This is a genomic window from Dyella sp. EPa41, assembly GCF_016586165.1.
GTDB lineage: Bacteria > Pseudomonadota > Gammaproteobacteria > Xanthomonadales > Rhodanobacteraceae > Dyella.
Genome location: NZ_BCPR01000020.1, coordinates 53,409 through 69,206, shown reverse-complemented (window position 1 = coordinate 69,206; position 15,798 = coordinate 53,409). Strand labels below are relative to the sequence as shown.

At 64.5% G+C, this 15,798-nt stretch carries 14 protein-coding genes; 5 read left to right on the top strand and 9 right to left on the bottom strand.

Going from position 1 to position 15,798, the window contains the following annotated elements:
* On the top strand, window positions 1-1,243 hold a 1,243-nt coding region (locus tag JMF82_RS08895; protein WP_201314170.1), incomplete at its 5' end, for an ABC transporter permease.
* 114 nt (window positions 1,244-1,357) lie between these two features.
* On the opposite strand, the gene JMF82_RS08890 is transcribed toward JMF82_RS08895, so the two are convergent.
* From JMF82_RS08890 to JMF82_RS08875, 4 genes are all read right to left on the bottom strand, one after another.
* The gene (locus tag JMF82_RS08890; protein ID WP_201314169.1) at window positions 1,358-2,770 is read right to left on the bottom strand and encodes a TIGR00366 family protein; all 1,413 of its coding nucleotides are present in this window, start codon (window positions 2,768-2,770) and stop codon (window positions 1,358-1,360) included.
* A 91-nt stretch (window positions 2,771-2,861) separates the two neighbouring features.
* Window positions 2,862-3,785, bottom strand: coding sequence for a drug/metabolite exporter YedA (gene yedA / locus JMF82_RS08885; protein WP_201314168.1), 924 nt, complete (start codon window positions 3,783-3,785; stop codon window positions 2,862-2,864).
* A gap of 150 nt (window positions 3,786-3,935) precedes the next feature.
* Complete coding sequence (locus JMF82_RS08880; protein WP_201314167.1) at window positions 3,936-4,811, bottom strand: methylated-DNA--[protein]-cysteine S-methyltransferase; 876 nt, start codon at window positions 4,809-4,811, stop codon at window positions 3,936-3,938.
* A gap of 185 nt (window positions 4,812-4,996) precedes the next feature.
* Window positions 4,997-5,269 (bottom strand): hypothetical protein, encoded by a 273-nt coding sequence (locus JMF82_RS08875; protein ID WP_201314166.1) that lies wholly within the window; start codon window positions 5,267-5,269, stop codon window positions 4,997-4,999.
* Window positions 5,270-5,347: 78 nt separating this feature from the next.
* Here JMF82_RS08875 and JMF82_RS08870 point away from each other — a divergent pair, with 78 nt between their 5' ends.
* Window positions 5,348-5,692, top strand: a complete 345-nt coding sequence (locus JMF82_RS08870) for a Rieske (2Fe-2S) protein (protein WP_201314165.1) — start codon at window positions 5,348-5,350, stop codon at window positions 5,690-5,692.
* Window positions 5,693-5,733: 41 nt separating this feature from the next.
* On the opposite strand, the gene JMF82_RS08865 is transcribed toward JMF82_RS08870, so the two are convergent.
* The 5 genes from JMF82_RS08865 to JMF82_RS08845 form a co-directional block, all read right to left on the bottom strand.
* Window positions 5,734-7,785, bottom strand: coding sequence for a YjbH domain-containing protein (locus JMF82_RS08865; RefSeq protein WP_236585372.1), 2,052 nt, complete (start codon window positions 7,783-7,785; stop codon window positions 5,734-5,736).
* Between the two features lie 110 nt (window positions 7,786-7,895).
* Window positions 7,896-8,684 carry a capsule biosynthesis GfcC family protein gene (locus JMF82_RS08860; RefSeq protein ID WP_201314163.1) on the bottom strand — a complete coding sequence of 263 codons (789 nt, stop codon included), beginning with the start codon at window positions 8,682-8,684 and terminating at the stop codon, window positions 7,896-7,898.
* On the bottom strand, window positions 8,681-9,415 hold the full coding sequence (locus JMF82_RS08855) for a YjbF family lipoprotein (RefSeq protein ID WP_201314162.1): 735 nt from the start codon (window positions 9,413-9,415) through the stop codon (window positions 8,681-8,683). The genes JMF82_RS08860 and JMF82_RS08855 overlap by 4 nt, the downstream gene beginning before the upstream one ends.
* Window positions 9,415-10,515: a polysaccharide biosynthesis/export family protein gene (locus tag JMF82_RS08850; RefSeq protein ID WP_236585371.1), complete on the bottom strand. Its 1,101-nt coding sequence runs from the start codon at window positions 10,513-10,515 to the stop codon at window positions 9,415-9,417. The genes JMF82_RS08855 and JMF82_RS08850 overlap by 1 nt, the downstream gene beginning before the upstream one ends.
* Before the next feature lie 83 nt (window positions 10,516-10,598).
* Window positions 10,599-10,751, bottom strand: a complete 153-nt coding sequence (locus tag JMF82_RS08845) for a hypothetical protein (RefSeq protein ID WP_201314161.1) — start codon at window positions 10,749-10,751, stop codon at window positions 10,599-10,601.
* A 536-nt stretch (window positions 10,752-11,287) separates the two neighbouring features.
* On the opposite strand from JMF82_RS08845, the gene JMF82_RS08840 reads away from it, so the two are divergent.
* From JMF82_RS08840 to JMF82_RS08830, 3 genes are all read left to right on the top strand, one after another.
* Window positions 11,288-11,731 carry a low molecular weight protein-tyrosine-phosphatase gene (locus JMF82_RS08840; RefSeq protein WP_201314160.1) on the top strand — a complete coding sequence of 148 codons (444 nt, stop codon included), beginning with the start codon at window positions 11,288-11,290 and terminating at the stop codon, window positions 11,729-11,731.
* A gap of 99 nt (window positions 11,732-11,830) precedes the next feature.
* Window positions 11,831-14,032: a polysaccharide biosynthesis tyrosine autokinase gene (locus JMF82_RS08835; RefSeq protein ID WP_201314159.1), complete on the top strand. Its 2,202-nt coding sequence runs from the start codon at window positions 11,831-11,833 to the stop codon at window positions 14,030-14,032.
* 267 nt (window positions 14,033-14,299) lie between these two features.
* Window positions 14,300-15,736 carry an undecaprenyl-phosphate glucose phosphotransferase gene (locus JMF82_RS08830; protein ID WP_201314158.1) on the top strand — a complete coding sequence of 479 codons (1,437 nt, stop codon included), beginning with the start codon at window positions 14,300-14,302 and terminating at the stop codon, window positions 15,734-15,736.
* Window positions 15,737-15,798 lie beyond the last annotated feature (62 nt).

Here is a 15,798-nt window from a genome sequence, read left to right as displayed (position 1 = left end):
GCAAGGCGCCGTCCTGCTCGCCGTGCTGTTCGCCGCGTGGCTGTTCGCCACGCGGCGCGGACGCCAGACGCTGTCGGTCGCCGGCGTAGGCATCAGCACGCTGGGGCAGCGGCTTGGCTCGTCGGCCGTCATCGTGATCGGCATCGCCGGCGTGGTCGGCGTGCTGGTCGCCTTGCTCGCCATGGGCGAGGGCTATGCGGAAACGCTGCGCAAGACCGGCAGCGCCGACACGGCCATCGTGATGCGCGGCTCATCGGCGTCCGAGGTGATGTCGGTGCTCGACCATGACAGCGTCACGCTGATCCCGCAGGCCCCAGGCATCGCACGCGACGCGAAGGGCCAGCCCATCGCGTCGCCGGAACTGGTCGTGGCCGCGAATCTTCCGCTCAAGGGCGGCCGGCCCGAGGACGAAGGCAGCGTGCAGCTGCGCGGCGTGAGCGAGCAGGCGTGGGCGGTGCGACCCAACGTGAAGATCGTCGAGGGCCGCAATTTCCAGCCGGGCATGCGCGAGCTGATCGTGGGCAAGGGCGCGGCCAAGCAGTTCGCCGGGCTGGAGCCGGGCCATGTCATTCGCCTGGGCAACCAGCAGTGGACGGTGGTGGGCGTGTTCTCGTCGGGCGATGCGATGGATTCGGAGGTGTGGGGCGACGCCAGCGTGGTGGCGGACACCTATCGTCGCGGCAGCAGTCGCGCCTCGGTCACGGTAAAGCTCACCGATCCAAAGGCCTACGATGCGTTCAAGGCCTCGCTCGACGGCAATCCGCAGCTGAAGGTCGACGTCAGCACCACCATCGACTACTTCAACAAGCAATCCGAAGGCATGACCAAGGTGATCCGCATCATGGGCATCACGGTGGGCCTGATCATGGCCATCGGCGCGATGTTCGGCGCGCTCAACACCATGTTCGCGGCGGTGGCGGCGCGCGCCCGCGAAATCGCCACGCTGCGCGCCATCGGCTTCCGCGGCCTGCCCGTGGTGGTGGCGGTCATGCTGGAAACGATGCTGCTGGCGCTGATCGGCGGCGTCATCGGCGGCGTGCTGGCCTGGCTGATCTTCAACGGCTACAGCGCCTCGACGCTGGCGGCGGGCACGGTCGGCAAGTTGAGTTTCGAGCTGCGGGTGTCGCCTGCGTTGATGTGGACCGGGTTGAAGTGGGCGCTGGCGATCGGCTTCATCGGTGGCATCTATCCTGCGATGCGTGCGGCGCGGCTGCCGGTGACGACGGCGTTGCGCGAACTGTGATTTTGGAGGGGCGCGGCTTTGCCGCGCCCCGATCGCGCACTGGGTGCGCTCCTACAGAAGGGCGTCGTGCCTTTGTAGGAGCGCACTCAGTGCGCGAAACAACCCGCCTCAGTCCTAAGGCATCACCGGCGGCACATACGTCAACGTCAACCCCAGCGCCCATAGCAACCCGAGCACCAGCGGCACATGCACCAGCAGCTGCATGAAGGTGAAGCCCACCACGTCGCGTGCCTTCAGCCCCAGTACGCCGAGCAGCGGCAGCATCCAGAACGGATTGATCAAATTGGGCAACGCTTCGGCCGCGTTGTACACCTGCACGGCCCAGCCGAGGTGCACATGCAGGTCGTTCGCGGCCTGCATCACGTAAGGCGCCTCGACCAGCCACTTGCCGCCGCCCGACGGCACGAAGAAGCCGAGGATCGCCGAGTACGCACCCATCACCAGGGTGAATGTGTCAGTGGACGCGATATGCACGAACAGCCCCGACAGGCGGTGCGACAGCGTCTGGTCGCCAAAGCCCGGCGCGTGCGTGAGCAGCGAGGCAATGCCGCCATACAGCGGAAACTGGATCAGCACGCCGGCCGTGCTCGGCACCGCGCGTGACACCGCATTGAGGAAGCTGCGAGGCCGCCAGTGCAGCAGCAGCCCCACGGTGAGGAACAGGAAGTTGTAGGTGTTGAGGTTGGCAATGGCCGTCACCGCCGGCTTGGTGGCGAATTCGTAACCGAGCCAACCCAGGCCGAGCAGCCCGATCAACAGTGACAACAGCGGACTGTATTCCAGCCATTCGCCCGGCCGCTGCCGTGGTGGCAGCACGGGCGCGGCGGTTTCGGTGATGCCGTAATCGTTGGCCGTCCGCGCGCTGTGCTCCGACGGCGCGGTGAACCAGCAGATCAGCAGCGACACCAGGATCAGGATCGTCGTGAGCGCGATCGACTGCCACAGGAAAATGGTTTCGCTGAAAGGCAACACGCCGGTGATGTTGACCAGTCCCGGCGGCATGCTCTTGGGATTGGCCTGCAACTGCGCCGCCGAAGAGGAAAGGCCCATGGCCCACACTGCGCCCAGGCCAAGGTAGGCGGCGGCGCCCGCGGCGCGGTAATCCATGCGCAGGTCTTCACGGCGCGCGAGTGCGCGGACCAGCAACCCACCGAACACCAGCGAGAAACCCCAGGAAAGCAGCGAGGCGAGCATGCTGACCAGGCCGACATAGCAGATCGCACCGCGTCCGCTGCGCGGCACGCGGGCCAGCACATCGATGAAACGCGCCACCACCGGTGCGGTAGCCACGACATAGCCGCCGATGACCACGAAGGCCATCTGCATGGTGAAAGGAATCAGGCTCCAGAACCCATCGCCGAAGGCATTGACCGTGACGCCCGGCGTCGCCCCGAAGGACAGCGCGGCGATGGCGACGATCACCACGCCCAGGGCGGCGAATACCCAGGCATCGGGAAACCAGCGTTCCGACCAGGCGGCACTGCGCAGCGCGGCGCGGGCCAGCAGACCTTCGTTTGCGGCGTTCATGGGCGCTCCCCGACCAAGGACCGGGGCATGGTGAGCGCCCATTGGCCGGCCCGGCAAGCCGACCATGGTCGAGTCAGGCCGGGATGGCGCCTCAGCGCGCCGTACGGCGCTGCTTGGCCAGCGTGATGGCGCCCACGCCGACCAGGATGATGGCCATGCCGGCCAGGTCGAACGGCCCGACGGTTTCGCCCGCCAGCAGCACGCCGAACAGCACCGCGACCGGCGGGTTCACATAGGCGTAGCTGGTGGCCAGCGCCGGGCGCGCATGCTTGAGCACGTAAAGATAGGCGCTGAAGGCCACGATGGAGCCGAACACCGCGAGATAGACCAGCGCCGCGGTGGCGCGCACGGTCGGATGCGCGGGCAGCCGCTCGCCCGTCGCAAGGCCCACGACCAGCATCGCCACGCTGGCACACAGCATCTGCGCGGCCGTATTCATCGGGCCTGCCGGCATGTCCTGGCGGCGGCTCCACGCCGAGCCGAACGCCCAGCTCATGGCCGCAATCAGCAGTGCGAAGGCACCGATGCGCGAACCGGAGAGGCTGCTGCCAAGGTTGAGCACGATCACGCCAAGGAAACCGATCATCAGGCCGACGAGTTCGCGTCGCGACGGCCATTCGCCGTACATGCCGGAGAACAGGGCCGCGAACAACGGCATGCTCGCCACCACCACGGCGGCGATGCCCGAACTCACATGCTGTTCGGCGAAGCACACCAAGCCGTTGCCGAAGCCCAGCAACAAGATGCCGGTGATGGCCGCGTTGCGCCATTGGCGAGGCGTCGGCATGGCGTGGCCGCGAAGGCGGAGGAAGGCGAACATCGCCACGCCGGCGCCGATGAAGCGCACGCTGGCCAGCAGGAACGGCGGATAGCTTTCCAGCGCAAAGCGAATGCCGAGGTAGGTGGAACCCCAGATGATGTACAGCGCAAACAGCGCCAGCGGCACCAGCAGGCGGCTGTCGGCAACGGGAGCAGGCGCCGAGGTCACGGCGGATGTCGAGGCGGTGTCATTCATGGGGAGGCTGCGCGGGAGCATCGCGATGCGGATGCGGGCCATAGTTTACAGAGAAGCGGAGCTTAGACCGGCGCTTTGGCAGGCAGAAGCGAGTCTTATGCAAGGCAGCGTTGAGGCGCGCTCAACATGGCCCTTGGCGCGCCCGCCGTCTCAGGCGGCGGTACGTTCCCGCTTCGCGTCCGCGCGGTGTTCCTTGGCAAGCAATTCGCGCTTGCGCTCCACGCCCCAGCGCCATCCACCCAGTGAACCGTCCTCTCGCACGATGCGATGGCACGGCACGATCAACGCCAGCTTGTTGCTGCCGCAGGCACGACCGATCGCGCGCGCCGCCTTGGGTACGCCAAGCTCCGCGGCGAGCTCGCCATAGCTCTTGGTGGTGCCGCTGGGGATGCGGGTCAGTGCATCCCAGACGCGCCATTGGAAGGCGGTAGCGGCGACATCCAGCGGGGGAAGTTCAGGCGCATCCGCATCGCTCCAGCCCAGCTCATGGGCGATGCGCGCGATCACCGCGTCTAGCCATTCCTCACGACCGGCGTCGACGCGCTGGCGGGTGGCTCGCGGAAACTCATCGGCGAGACGCTGCTCGAGTTCGCGATCCGTATCGCCGAGCGTGACAGAGCAGATACCGCGCGACGTGGTGGCGACCAGCAACCGCCCCAGCGGCGTGTCCGTGGTCGTGTAGCGGATATCCGCGCCAGCGCCACCCGCGCGATAACTGGCAGGCGTCATGCCCAGCAGACGATCGCTGTGCTCGTAGACGCGGCTGCCGGAGCCGAAGCCGGCGTCGTACACCGCATCGGTCACCGCTGCCCCGGTGCGCAGGGCCTGCTTGAGCTGGCCGAAGCGCCGGGCGCGGTGGTACTCGGAAGGGCTCATGCCGAAATGGCGGCGGAACGCGCGCTGCAGATGGCTTGGACTCATCTGCACGGCATCGGCCAGCGCCTGCAGGGTAGGCGCCTCGTCGGCACGCTCGACCAGCAGGCGGACCTGTTCCAGGACGGATTCGGTAGCGATACGGGCATTCATGACGGTATCCCTGATGCGATGGGGTCAGCCTAAGGCTCACCCGGTGTCGTCACCATCCGGATCTTGCGCATCGCCGCGAACGTGTGGGAGCGCACCCTGTGCGCGACCGCAGACATCACTGACACCGATCCTGCGGGGTTCGTCGCGCACAGGGTGCGCTCCCACAAGGAGAACGAAGGCTCGATTTACCTCGCCGCGTGGCGCGTCTGGTTCAGCACCACGAATTCGCCCTCGATGACCTCGGGCTTGTGCGCACGACGGGCGGAAGGCGACACGGCAGCGCGCGTGCGCGACCATTGGCGCAGCGCGAACACCAAGGCGCCACCGACCAGCAGCACGCCGGCCACCACCAGGCCAAACACCATCAACACGCCGACCAGCGCCAGCCCGATGATGAGCGAGAGGGCACGGACCAGCGGATGGCGGGAACGACGCGGCATGGGCAGCGAAAAACGCATGTGTTAAAAATCCGTGTGGTAAAATCAACGACTTACGTGCGTAACGATGGGGCCTCACGGCCCAAGAGGCAAGTGCCGATGGATACAGCTACCCCCGACCAGGCGCTTTGCCGGCTGGACGATATTCCCGATGGCGGCGCGATCGCCGTGGATGCCGTGCTTCGCGAGGGCGAAGAAAGCGTGATCGTGCTGCGTCACCATGACTCGGTGCGCGCCTACCTCAACATATGCCCCCACGCCGGCCGCCGCCTCGACTGGGCGCCCGGCAAATTCCTTATCAAGGACCGCCTGCTGATCTGCGCCGCCCACGGCGCCTCGTTCAATGACGAGGACGGCCTGTGCGTCGGCGGCCCCTGCCGCGGCGAGCATCTGCGCGCCGTCGGCATCCGCGTGTCGAACGGCGAAGTCTGGCTGGACGACTGAGCCGACGTGAATGGGGTGACGCGATCTCTCGGGAGAGGTCGTTACTCGACCACCTTGTCGAGATTGTCGTTGAAGTTGTCCAGGTCGCGGGCGCTGGTCAACGAGTACAAGGTGTAACGCTTGCCAAGGCGCGCGCCACCGTCACGAATGAGCGGATCCCACACGAAGCCGACGCGGCTGGTGGTCGAGCGCGGCAGCAGCAGGTCGAACGGGATCGACACATAGATGCCCTTGTCGAAGCTGCCTTCGCCGAACTGCTGCGCCGAGACATTGGTCTTCGTGGCGTAGGCGCCCATGCGCACGCCATTGCGGAACTCGCGCGAGACATCCAGCGTGGCGCCCCAGTCACCCGCAAGGAAGCGTCCTGCGCTCAGCGCCACCGTGATGTCATGCTCGCCTCCGAGATCCAGGTAGCCGGTCACGTGTCCGGTGACCACGTGATAACCACGGAAGGAGAAATCCTGGTCGTAGCCGCGCTGCTTGACCCAGTTGACGTCGGTGCCGATGGCCCAGCGCTCGCCGAAGGGGCGGTACAGCACTTCGCCGCCGACGCCGCCGAACATGCTCTCGAGCATGCCTGCGTAGGCAAGGCCGTAAAGGTCATTGCCAAGCTGGCGAGACCCTGTCAGCTGGAACACCGGCAGGGTGACCGTGGAGCTCGTGATGTACTTGCGCACATCGGTGCGCACGCGCGGCAGTTCGCTGGGCGCGTCGTATTTGAACTTGTCGTAGTTGTCGAGCAGCGTGACATTGACCAGGCCGCTCCACCAGATATTCGGGGTGAAGTGGTAGTCGAGGCTGTAGATCGCCGAGACCTGATAGAGCAGGAAGTTATCCGGCCCGCCGAGGCTCTGGCTGTAGGCAAGCGCGAAGGTCTGGTCCGTGCGCTTGATCGGTGCCCGGTAAAGCACTTCGTCGTTGCGCGCCGTGGGTGCGTTCTGCTCCGCGCTGCGCCGGAAGTCCGTCAGGTCGATGTCATGATCGGCCAGCTCATTGAAGTGCTGGCGATTGATGCTGGTTTCCGCCGTCGTCAGGCCTTCCTGCTGCGAGGCCACCGTAAACCAGTCGACGCCGGGGCCCAGCTGGTTATCGAGGATGCGCGCGGTGCGACCGACCGCCTTGGCCGAGTAGAAGTATTCCTCCTGCTCGCCGCTGACGACGACCTCGCGACCACGACGCGTGATGGTGGATACCTGGATGCCTGCGTTATTGCGCAGTTCGCGCGCCACTCTTGCCCAATCGACTTCCTCCGGCTCCCGCGTCGGCCTTGGGCTGGCGCGCTCGGCGGGCGCCGGATCCAGCACTTTGGCGGGGCCGGTACCTTCGGCGAGATTCGTGTGCAAGGTGAATCCGAACATCACCGTGTTGCCGCGCTCGTAGGCGAGGCTCAGGTCGATGTAGCGGGTCGGGCGAAACACCGCGCCAACGTTGATCGGCGAGTTCTGCGTCTGGTTGTTCTTCTGTGGTTCGTGCTGGTAGTTGTTGCCGTCGTATTCGGCTTTCAGCACCAGCCAACGCCAGGGCGTTTGATAGGTCATGCCGCCGAAGATCGCAGCCGGACCGCGAAAATAATGGTTGCTGCCGAACTGTCCGGTGCCGCTGCTGGCCGGACGGATATCGAACTTATCGCTGATGAGGGAAAGCGGATTCTTGATGTCGCCCCGGCCGCCTATGTAACCCCAACCCATGCCCAGGCTGGCATCGATGGGCCCGAACCGCTTGTTCATCACGACGTACTCGCCGGAGAACAAGCCGGTGCCGCCGATATCCCTGGCGCCGACGCTGAGGTCGGGCAGGTACCGGCTTTCGGTCCACAGCCGCACTTTTACGTCGATCGACTTGTCTTTATAGCTCTGGCTGCCGCTGAGCGCTTCGGGGCCGTACAGGCGATTGCTCACCGCCGTGTAACGAAAGATGCCCTCCAGCCACGGCAGCGGCTGCAGCGAGAGGTTGTAGCGGTCATAGGGATGTACATGACTGGCGGTCAACGCCAGCTCGCCATCCTCGGCCATGCGCGCCGACGGCGTCTGCCAAATGCCGGCGCCGCCAAAGTCGCTTTGCGTCGGCGCGCTGTCCGCATGGGCCACGCTCATCAACAGGCCGCCGACCAAGGGCAGTGCGCATCCGCAGCGCCGACGAAGGTGCGTGCCTGGGTTGCGCGATCGACGGATGCGTCCGGCGGGACGCCCTGTCCGGTGGTGCGTCATCGATGCGCTTCCGGTTCAGTGAGCAGCTGCGTCGCCAGGAAGGCGGAAAGCTCGTTGTTGAGGTCGGGCGCCGTGCCGCGCACGAGGTGCTCGCGGATGGGTACGTAGAGCGTCGCGCCGGGTGCCAACGACATTGGCGCGCTGCGGTTCCACAGCCCGATGCCCTGGCGGAATACGCGGCCATCGGGCTGGATCACATAGAGCCAGTCTGCATCCGCCAACGGCGAAAGCACGCAGCCGCCGAGATACTTGCGTGCATCCTGCATGGCGACCAGGGGCAGATCGCATGCCTGCGCAACTGCACCTGCCACGTGGATGGTGGAGGGGCGCCGCGGGTAGTAGAGCGTGTCGCCTTCGCCAATGAGGCGATTTTCCGGTGCGTTTACTTCGACCGCGCGCGGATCCAGCAACGCTACCTGCCTGCCCGTGGCCGGCATCGCCCCCAGCCACCTGGAAAGATCGCCGGCAAGTTGTGCGAGCTCGTCGCGTTCGTCCTTCAGCGCTTGTTTGCGCAGGCTGTCCAGGTCGAACAGCAGCCCGGCTTTCGCGCGTTGCTGCTCGACGACGAGCGAGGGCCTAAGCCATGCGGCGCCGGCCATATAGGCGTCCGTCTGCACGTGTGCCGCCAGGGCCGCATCGCTGAGCCGGGCCTTGTGCGGCAGCTGGATGGCGCCCGGGGTATCGACGGCGCCACGCAGTTCCACCTGGGTGGCGGCGACGCGCGACGGCAGGCTGCACAGCAGTGCCAGCAATGTTGCCGTGGCGGCAAGAACGCGCGCCGTCATGGCGTAGCGCTCCGATAGGGCCTGAGCTGTACGAGCTTGAGCGTCAGCCCCGGCGCCACCTGTTGCTCGCTCATCCAGATGAAGCCGTCCTGCGGATCCACCCAATAGCGATTCGTGGCCCGATAGCCGACGGCCGGGGCCGAGACATCCTCGGTCACCAGCAGCACGTGGCGTGGCGTGCCGAGGATGTCGATATCGGTGCTCCCTGATGGAGAGAGCTGGCCATGCGTGGGGATGCCATAGCGATAACCCGGTGACCAGTCGTCTTCGCGGTCATAGGTCGCCGGTGCATCGAGCTTGTGCAGGCCGATCGCAAACGGATCGCCCGGCGATCGCACGTGGCTGCTGTCGAGGTTCCGGATCAACCCGACGGTCTGGATCACGCGACCGTGCTCCAGCACCACGATCACGCCGTCCTTGCCGTACCAGAGCTGGCGCTGGCCATCGACATTGCCGAGATTGAGGATCGCATCGCCCTTGCTGGTCGTGGCGCGCAGCTGGAAGAACGGCTTGGCCAGCACCTGCTCGGCCGTCGGCGACAATTTGGGCTGCCCACGCCAAGCCAGGCGAACCGATTCCAGGCTGCTTCGCGACACGTCCGTGCAACTGGCGAGCATCATGCAAACGGCGCCGGCAACGGCGATGGCATGGCGCGAAAACACGGCATGCGAGCCGTGCGCGACAACTCGCGCCGGCTCGTGCCGGTGGTGGGGCAGGCCACGCCGGAACATCAGTGGTCGAGGTTGTAGGACGCGTTGGCCGCGTTGCTGATGATGCCCGTAAGCGGCAACAGCTGGGTCAGGAAGCGGTTCCAGCGCGTGACGCCCGCAGGGCCGACGAACACCACATCACCCGGCTTGACCCTGAACTGATCGGCGAGGATGAAAGCGTCGGGCGAGCGCGCGTCGAGCTGGTAGACCGTGCCCTTGGCCTGGTCCAGGTTCTCGATGCCGCGGATCACGTAGACCGCCTTGCCCTTCGACGTCGTCGGGTTGAGGCCGCCTGCACGCCCCAGCGCCTGGGTCAGCGTGAGGTCGGTGGTCTTGAAGGTCAGCGGCATCGGGCGATTCACTTCGCCGATGACGTAGATCTCGTGGCGATCGTTGTAAGGCAGATACAGGCGGTCGCCAGGCTTCAGGTAGATGTCCTGCGTCACCGACTTGTTCTGGCCCAGGGCGTCCAGGTCAATCCGATATTCATGCCCATCACGCGTCAACACCAACGAAGACAGGTCGGCCTGTTCCGTGTTGATAGCGGCGGCGCCCAACGCCTGCGCCAGGGTAATGGGAATGGCCGTGATCGACTGCGGATCGGTCTTGATGAAGGCGCCCTGCAGCGTGATGCGCTGGCTGCCGTAGCCGATGATGTTGACGTCGACCTGGGGCTGCTCCACGTAGCGGGCCAGCTTGCTGGTGATGGCCTTGCGGAGGTCCTCGATGGTGAGGCCAGAGACCTTCAGCTCGCCGACATAAGGGTAGAAGAGCGTGCCGTCCGAGCGGACCAGGCGCCCGTTGGCCAATGTCTGCTGCTGGGGGCCTGCCGGCGACGTCAGCTCGGGGTGATCCCACACGGTGATGTACAGCGTGTCGCCCGCACCGATGCGATAGGGCTCGGGTACATAGCCGAGCAGCTCCGGTGGCAGCGCGGACGCGGCAAGCGCCGCCTTGTCCATCGCTATCTGCTTGGGAGTGATCGTCACGATGTCGACGCGGCTGTTTTCGTCAGCCGTGCGCATCATGCTGTTGGTGGACATGTGCTGACCCGGCGCCCATACACAGCCGTGCAGCAGGAGGGTCGCGGCGACGAGGGCCACGGCGTTACGTACGTTCATGACTTCTGCTTCGATGACTTGCAGACAGCAAACATCCGTGCCGGACGAATCCAGCACGGATGCCGTTTTGCCTTCAAAAAGGCTTAGTGGGTACCGGTCGTGCCCGTGGTGCCGCCGGTACCGCCGGTGCCGCCACCGCCGGTGCTGCCACCGGTGCCGGGAGGCGTGCTGGAGTTGCCGGGGTTGCTGCCACCGCCGCTCGAAGCTGCTGCAACGGCACCTGCCGCGGCGACCACGCCGGCAGCGATAGCCGCGGTCGTGCCCGCGCTGATGCCGCCCGCCGAAGCAGCTGCGGCGCTGCCGGAGCCAGCGGTAGCTGACGGGGCCGCAGGAGCCGGAGTCGGGGCTGGTGCCGGGGCCGGCTGAGCCGCCTGGGCAAACGTCTGTCCAACCATGCAGGTCATCAAAACAACGGCAAGCAACTTCTTCACAAGAACTCCTTTCAGTGGTGATTCGGCGCGCATCATTAACACAACCTTACTGGAAAATGAACAGCGTGCGCCCGTGTTCGCTTCGTGACGGGGCTGCTAAGTTCCAGTTATGATTGTAAGCTGAACGCAAGTCTTTAGTCTTGATTTTGTGAAAAAGTAGGCTTGACTGGCAAGAGGGGGCGTGATCACCCGTGCGGGGAGGGGCGCCGCCCGTCGAGGGTATAAAAGCCCAGAAGACAGTATTGGGGTCGTTCGTTACAGGGGTCTGACAGGGACGCATGGCCGCAAGCGCGGCGGTGATCCGCGTCAGTGGAAGCATCTTGCGGTAAGCGCTGGGTATCGTGTTCAAACGGATTTTGGTTGTCTGCGTGGGGAACATCTGCCGTAGTCCAACGGCCGAGTACCTCTTCCGCCATCGCCTGTCGTCCGCCGGTGCCTCCATCGAGAGCGCCGGCCTGGGTGCGCTCGTCGGCAAGCCGATGGATGCGACGGCCATGCAGTTGCTCAGCGAGCACGGCGTGGACGCCAGCGCGCACCAGGCTCGCCAGCTCACGCCCGCCATGCTGCGCGAGGCAGACCTCGTGCTGGCGATGGAGCGCGATCACGTGACGCGGATGATGCGGATGACCCCCGAAGCGAGTGGCAAAGTGATGCTGCTTGACCGCTGGGTGCAGGGCGGCGATGTGGCGGATCCGTATCGACAAAGTCGCGAAGCCTTCGAGCACGTTTACGACATGATCGAGCGCGCTGTTTCCGCCTGGCTCCCGTATTTGCGCGGTTCCTGAAAATTTGTAGGGCAACGCCTACGCATCTTGACGGCGCCCCCTCATGCCAAAGACTTCACCGTTTCTTCACCCTTATCGTTTGAACTGGATCGATCGAGCATGACCGCGACACAGAACACTGCGCAGCAAGACGACGAGATTGACCTGCGCGAGCTGCTGGGGACGCTGCTCGACCACAAGTGGTTGATTGGTATCGTCACCGGCGTGTTCTTCGTGCTCAGCGTCGGCTATGCATTGCTTGGCACGCCGATCTACGAAGCGGACGCCCTGGTGCAGGTGGAGCAGAAGGTGCCGGATCTTCCGGGCCTGAGCGCGATCACGCAGACGCTGGGTGCCTCCAGTTCAGAGGCCACCACGGAGATCGCGCTCATCACGTCGCGCTCCGTGATCGGCAAGGCTGTCAACGAACTCAATCTGCAGATCGAGACATACCCGTACCATTTCCCGATCTTCGGCGGATGGGTCGCGCGCCACTACCTGCCGGATGAGCCCACCGACGTGGCTTCCCCGTTGCTGGGACTGAGTCGTTACGACTGGGGTGGCTCGAAGCTCGATATCTTCCAGATGAAGGTACCGGCCCGGCTCGAAGAGAAAAAGCTGGTGCTGGTCGCCGGCGGGCAGGGCGGCTACGAACTTTTTGACGGTGGCGATTCCCTGCTCAAGGGGCGCGTCGGCGAAGTAGCCACCGGCCATGGCATCACCATGCAGGTCCGCGAGCTGCGCGCCAATGCAGGTGCCCACTTTGCCGTGACGCACCACACCGCCCTTGCGGTAATCAACCAGCTGCAGTTGGACATCAGTGCGTCGGAGCAGGGCAAGGACTCGGGCATCATCCTGATGACCTACGACCACGAAGACTCGGATCTCGCGGCCCAGCTGCTGGATCACGTGAGCCAGGCCTACGTGAAGCAGAACGTCGAGCGCAACTCGGCCGAAGCAGCGAACAGCCTGAAGTTCGTCAAGGAGCAGCTGCCGCGAATCCGGCGTGACCTGGACAACGCCCAGAATGCGCTGAATGCGTTCCAGACGCGGGCCAAGTCGGTCGACATCACGCTGCAGACCAAGGGCTTGCTCGACCAGACCGTCGCCATCGAGACCAGCATCCAGCAGCTGCGCCTGCAGCAGGCCGAGATGGAGCGCAAGTTCACGGGCGAGCATCCGGCCTACAAGGCGCTGCTCGATCAGATCGGCCAGCTGCAGGCGCAAAAGGCCGGTATCGAAAAGCAGGTCGGCGGCCTGCCGGACACGCAGCAGGAACTGCTGCGACTGACCCGGGACGTGGAGGTCACCAACGCCACCTATACCGGCCTGCTGAACCAGGCCCAGCAGCTGGAGATTGCCCGCGCCGGCACCGTAGGCAATGTGCGCGTGATCGATCCCGCTGCGGTGGATACCTCCAAGCCCGCCAAGCCCAAGAAGGCGCTGGTTGCTCTGGGTGGCACATTCCTCGGTGGCTTCCTTGCCGTCGCATTCGTGCTGTTGCGCCAGATGCTCAGCCGCGGCGTGGAAGATCCTTCCGCGATCGAAGAGCTCGGCCTCTCCGTGTACGCGTCCATTCCCAGCAGCGTCGTGGAACGCCAGAGCTTCCTTCAGGGGCGTCGCGGTCGTGGCGATGGCAAGCAGAAGCTGCTTGCCGTCAATGCGCCGGCCGACCTTGCCATCGAAGCATTGCGCAGCCTGCGCACCAGCCTGCACTTCGCCCGCATCGAGGCCAAGAACAACATCCTGATGATCTCGGGTGCGAGCCCTGGCGCCGGCAAGACCTTCATCTCGTCCAACCTGGCCGCCGTCATCGCCAAGGGTGGGCAGCGCGTCCTGCTGATCGACGGTGACATGCGCAAGGGTGCGTTGCACACCGTGATTGGCGGGCGGCCCGACAAGGGGTTGTCCGAGCTTGTGTCGGGTCAATTGACGCTGGAGGAAGCCATCCGCTCCGTAAGCGGTGCCGAAAACCTGCACTTCATCAGCCGTGGCAAGGTTCCGCCGAACCCGTCCGAACTGTTGATGCATGCGAACTTCGTCAATCTGCTGGAAAAGCTGAAGCCGCAGTACGACCTGATCATCATCGATACGCCGCCCATTCTTGCGGTGACCGACGCCGCCATCATGGGGCATCACGTAGGCACCAGCCTGCTGGTGGTGCGCTTCGCGCTGAACCAGGCTCGCGAAATCGCCTTGGCCAAGCAACGCTTCGAGCAGAACGGCGTGCAGATCAAGGGTGCCGTGTTCAATGCCGTGGAACGCAGGAGCACGGGCTACTACTCGTATGGCTACTACGAGTACGGCAGCAGCCCGGCTTGAGCGGCAAGCGGCACGTCATCGTGGAATGAATGGATGTAGAGAATGGGGCGTTGGCCCCGACTAGTACGAACGGTCTATTGGTTGCTTGACGCGGGATCGAGATGATCCCGCGGCTCTTTCACCAGGGGGGGAGTGAATGAGAGGCAATGAAAGAACATGGCGCGGCCCGAGGGAGGGGCGGCCTTGCGCAGGTGCGCTGCAGTGGTGTCGAGAAGGTCATCACGGCAGAAGCCCGGTCGCAAACGAAGACAAGGATGGAGTGCGGTAATGTTATCTATTCCAGGTGTTCCGCAGCTAAAACGGGCGGAGTCCCATTTCTTTTCCAAGCACGCGGCGTTGCTGGATATCGTCCTGCGCGTCAGTGACGTACTGGTCATCGCCGTGGTTGCGCTGGCTGTCTACCGCATCCAGTTCGGGGACTTCGGGCTGGAGCTTGCGTATACATCCGGCCTCATACGCACCGTGTTGCTCGCCCTCGTGGTTTTTCCTGCCGCAGGTCTTTATCGCAGCTGGCGCGGAGAAAGCAGCCAGTTGGAAATCGGCAGGCTGTGGCTGGCGTGGGCGGGCGTCATGGTGGTGCAGCTTCTCATTGCCTGGGCGCTGAAGACGACGGACCACTACTCGCGGGTGGCCGCGGGTACCTGGTTTGTTTCGGCAGGCGCCGTGCTGACGCTCGATCGCCTCGTGCTGCGGCGGGTCCTTGGGTACATCCGTGCACGTGGGGTCGATTCGCGGCGCGTGTTGCTCGTTGGCGGGACTCAGGCTGGTCAGCGTATCGTTGCAGCTGCGCGCAACAGCGCCTGGATGGGCCTGGATGTACTTGGCTACATCGAGACTCCCTATGACCAAGTTGACATGGCCGGGGTCCGGCGACTGGGCGATCTCTCCGACTTGGCTTTCCACATTTCCGAGCAAGCCCCGGACCAGATCTGGATCGCGTTACCCATGCGCGCGGAAGAGACCATCCAGAAGATCCTGCAATTGACGCTTGATACACCCATCACCATTCGTCTGGTGCCGGATTTTTTCGGCTATGAGCTCATCAATCACCATGCAGCCGCCTTGGCAGGCGTGCCGGTGATCACATTGAGGTCCAGCCGAGTTGAGGGTCATGCCGGTCTGGCAAAGGCCATCGAAGACCGATCGATCGCGCTACTGCTGCTTGTGCTACTTGCGCCGGTCATGGGTCTCATTGCGTTGGGTGTGAAGCTGAGCTCCGCGGGGCCGATTTTTTTTCGGCAGAAGCGCCATGGCCTCGGTGGAAAGGAGTTCGATGTTTTGAAGTTCCGCTCCATGCGGGTGCACTCTGAAGCTGTCGGCGAGGTCACGCAGGCCAAGCGCGGGGATACTCGTGTTACGCGGTTCGGTAAGTTCCTGCGTTCGAGCAGTCTCGACGAACTGCCCCAGCTGATCAACGTGCTGCGCGGCGACATGTCGATCGTCGGTCCGCGACCCCACGCAGTCGAGCATAACCATCAATTTAGCGAGAAGCTGCGTGGTTACATGCAGCGCCATGGGATGAAGCCGGGTATGACGGGGCTTGCGCAGATCAAAGGGTTTCGGGGCGAGACCGATACGCTGGAAAAGATGGCTGGTCGCGTTGAGTGCGATATCTCTTACATCAAGCATTGGTCGCTGTGGCTTGATCTCAAAATCATCCTGTTTACTCCTTACGTATTGTTGAGACGTAGCAATGCGTATTGACAAGCGCCAGTCGCCGATCGCTATGACGCCGCCTGCCGCGCATTGGCTCAACCTTCCGATGG

Coding starts and splice junctions, on each gene's coding strand:
- JMF82_RS08865 (WP_236585372.1), bottom strand. CDS start 7,785: ATGAGCGTGGCCCATGCGGACAGCGCGCCGACGCAAAGCGACTTTGGC.
- JMF82_RS08860 (WP_201314163.1), bottom strand. CDS start 8,684: ATGACGGCGCGCGTTCTTGCCGCCACGGCAACATTGCTGGCACTGCTG.
- JMF82_RS08890 (WP_201314169.1), bottom strand. CDS start 2,770: ATGAACGCCGCAAACGAAGGTCTGCTGGCCCGCGCCGCGCTGCGCAGT.
- yedA (WP_201314168.1), bottom strand. CDS start 3,785: ATGAATGACACCGCCTCGACATCCGCCGTGACCTCGGCGCCTGCTCCC.
- JMF82_RS08830 (WP_201314158.1), top strand. CDS start 14,300: ATGTTATCTATTCCAGGTGTTCCGCAGCTAAAACGGGCGGAGTCCCAT.
- JMF82_RS08870 (WP_201314165.1), top strand. CDS start 5,348: ATGGATACAGCTACCCCCGACCAGGCGCTTTGCCGGCTGGACGATATT.
- JMF82_RS08880 (WP_201314167.1), bottom strand. CDS start 4,811: ATGAATGCCCGTATCGCTACCGAATCCGTCCTGGAACAGGTCCGCCTG.
- JMF82_RS08855 (WP_201314162.1), bottom strand. CDS start 9,415: ATGTTCCGGCGTGGCCTGCCCCACCACCGGCACGAGCCGGCGCGAGTT.
- JMF82_RS08875 (WP_201314166.1), bottom strand. CDS start 5,269: ATGCGTTTTTCGCTGCCCATGCCGCGTCGTTCCCGCCATCCGCTGGTC.
- JMF82_RS08850 (WP_236585371.1), bottom strand. CDS start 10,515: ATGAACGTACGTAACGCCGTGGCCCTCGTCGCCGCGACCCTCCTGCTG.
- JMF82_RS08835 (WP_201314159.1), top strand. CDS start 11,831: ATGACCGCGACACAGAACACTGCGCAGCAAGACGACGAGATTGACCTG.